3 protein-coding genes are annotated in these 2983 nt (G+C 36.5%); all 3 read left to right on the forward strand.

Features of this window, described 5'->3' with window-relative positions:
- The first annotated feature begins 92 nt into the window (after nt 1-92).
- The 3 genes from PR761_RS16440 to PR761_RS16445 are packed head-to-tail and all read left to right on the forward strand — an operon-like array spanning nt 93 to nt 2847.
- A complete protein-coding gene (locus PR761_RS16440) occupies nt 93-1316 on the forward strand; it encodes an esterase/lipase family protein (RefSeq protein WP_326832397.1) in 1224 nt (407 codons plus the stop codon).
- A gap of 18 nt (nt 1317-1334) precedes the next feature.
- Complete coding sequence (locus tag PR761_RS17135; protein WP_326832396.1) at nt 1335-1775, forward strand: hypothetical protein; 441 nt, start codon at nt 1335-1337, stop codon at nt 1773-1775.
- Nucleotides 1768-2847 (forward strand): T6SS immunity protein Tli4 family protein, encoded by a 1080-nt coding sequence (locus PR761_RS16445; protein ID WP_006815180.1) that lies wholly within the window; start codon nt 1768-1770, stop codon nt 2845-2847. Before PR761_RS17135 ends, PR761_RS16445 begins: the two co-directional genes overlap by 8 nt.
- Nucleotides 2848-2983: the final 136 nt, after the last annotated feature.

The following is a 2983-nucleotide window of genomic DNA, read 5'->3' on the forward strand; positions in this document are numbered from 1 at the left end:
GGAGTGACAGATAGTTGGATCTTTCAAGAGGAACTTTAAGCTAAATTACGCTATTCTGTTTTTCTTAAGGAAAACACGAAAGGAACCTCGTCATGTCAAATAGAAATATTCCAGAAGTCGGCGAATGCCAATTTGTTTCTTATCATATCCCTAAATGGAAAGAAGACGGAACATGCCATTGGAATGATGTTCAACTTCAACCCAAATCCTTCAATGCCGAAGCGAAGTGTATTTTACCTCCGAGAAAAGTTATTCCTGTTATTTTTCTTCCTGGGATCATGGGAACGAATTTAATGTCAAAAGGAGATGATAAAAAAGAAATGTGGCGAGGGGATGCAGGGTATGAAATTTTTTTACAATGGGCAGAAAGAACCGGCCATGAAAGAAAAAACATATTAAACCCTAAAACAACAACCGTTGATAACAGAGGCTTAGTTGATAAAGAAGTCTATACGCCCTTTTCTGATGATGGATATCTATTTCCCAAACGTCATGATAGAGGGTGGGGAGAAGCACTTAATTATAGTTATGGTCGTTTCTTGAGTGTTTTTCAGGCGGCATTAATTAATGACTGGCAGAGTAATGTTCTTAATTTCGAACGTCTAAGTAAGGGTGATATTAAATTACCATATGTGAGTATTCTAAATGAATTTGTCGAGAAACCACTTGGAACGGAAGAAAAAGAAAATGAACAAACGTTAACCCAAAAAGAGCTTGACCATTTTAATCGCTTTTTATTTCCATTACATGTTTTTGGCTATAATTGGCTTGCTGATAATGCTGAATCAGCATCTAAGCTTGTGGAGTATATAGATAACGTTATTAAATTATATCGTTGTCATGGATATGGTTTAGCAGTGGAGAAAGTTATTTTAGTGACTCATTCCATGGGAGGGTTGGTGGCTCGATATGCAATGAATCCTACCCCTGAGTCAACGTTTGATGGGTGCCAGAATAAAGTATTAGGCGTTGTTCATGGAGTGATCCCTGACTTAGGATCTCCTGCTGCCTATAGACGAATGGGGACGGGGGCGAGTGAGGAAGGTCATACTGCGGGACACATTCTGGGGTGGTCTGCTAAAGAATTAATGCCAGTCCTAGCGCAATCTCCAGCGCCTTTGCAATTGCTTCCTTACCCTTCCTATAAGTCACCGTGGTTATTTATCCCAGAAGAAGGTAGTTATCCTCAAACAATCGATCCTGAAACGGGAAAACCTGATCCGTTCAAAGATATCTATCTTAGAAATGATGTTTGGTGGAAGCTTTATAGGCCGGATATTCTAGATAAGGATTCTGTGGTAATAGATAATAATTAGCTTGCTTATCAAGACATTATGGATGATACGGTTCGTCAATTTATGTATCACCAAGAAAAAAAACTATACCACCCAAATACTTATGTTTTTTATGGTAATCAAGTTGAATCGGATGGCTATCTTGATTGGGTACCAACGAAGTTAACTGTAAGTCCATATGTATTCTCCCAAGGCGAACCTCATTTACCGCCAACAAATAGACAAAAACGAGAAAAAGGTCAACTAGCGAAAGAGCTTAAATTAAATTCATCAAAAACGGCTGGTGATGGCACTGTACCTATCGAGTCGTTTTCGGCTATTTACGCTCATCGGTCAATCAAAAGTATTTTAGCAACAAATGTTGATCATCAAGATGCTTACAAGGTCGATGATATAGTCGATATAAAAAGCAGACCGGCAATTCAATTTACATTGAGAGCGATTATTAAAATGGTTATGGATGTGCCATTAAATGATTAATAAGTATCTAGGCTTACTGATTGGTTTGGTTTTTTTTTCGTTCATTTTTTTAGGCTTGGTTGTTTATGACAAAGAAAGCCGTTTAACTGAAAAGGATTATATTTTGATAGATGCATTCTTTGAAAACGTAAAACCTCAATGTGTTGGGCGATTTGCTATTGATATTCCCATTCCATTTAACAATATGAAAGATAATCAAGTGTTTATCGATGATTTTCATATTGAAAGTAAATTTATTTATCCTCCTGCATTTAAGCAACGAATTGAATTGCGAGAGCAAGAACTTCGCAATGGAAAAACCAGTGAAAAAAATGCGCCTGTATTAAAAGAAATTATCCAATTACCGGATGGCAAAGGTGTTATTTTCGACAGGAATAAATCAGGTTCTGATGACTCTTATCGAACACTAGAGGCCCATGTGTACACTGAAATGATTGCATTTGTTATTACAACAAATATTAGAGACTTTTCTGATAAAAAATATGAAAAGAAGAAAATTGATTTTTTGGCTAGAGGGTTAAGTGAAATTCAGACTAATGAAAAACCGACTAAATTAGCTGCGATGCAATCACTTATATCTCGATTATCGGGACGAAAAAATGAAGATATTCCCGTTGATAAAGGCGTTTGCATTCCCAATGGATTTATTGCCGATGATGGAAATCAACATAAAGAAATTATCTCATTTACTTATGAGAATGATGATTTTATTTTAGGGTTTAGATCCGATAATACGGCTGTTGGTTCTGATGACACGTTGTTTAATCGAAGCCCACAAATCAATGAAGCTATGTCATTAGCTAAGAAAAGTACCATTAAAAAAGAAAAACTCTCACCAAACGGAATTCCATCTCTAGAATGGCTAATGATAGGTAAACAGAATAAGCAAGAAGATACGAATATGTTTGAATTTATTCTGTATTCAAATGAAATGATCGCCGATTCACAAAAACCGTTGCTATATATTGGGTTAAACAATGCAGACAAAAACACCCAATATAGCCAGTGGCAATTGGTTGAAGTTTGGGATCGAATTGTCAATTCATTACGTTATAAACCGAATGCATTTTAAAAATTTAGCTTCCGATGTAAAAAAGTTCCTTTTAAGTAGAAAGGTCGGATAGGCAAATGGCACTAAAAGAAAACATCGCCTTGATACTGTCGCGAAAAAGCAGCCCGCGGGAGCTTATACAGTGATTGAAATTCCA

Source organism: Providencia sp. PROV210 (genome assembly GCF_028479445.1).
Taxonomy (GTDB): Bacteria; Pseudomonadota; Gammaproteobacteria; order Enterobacterales; family Enterobacteriaceae; genus Providencia; species Providencia rustigianii.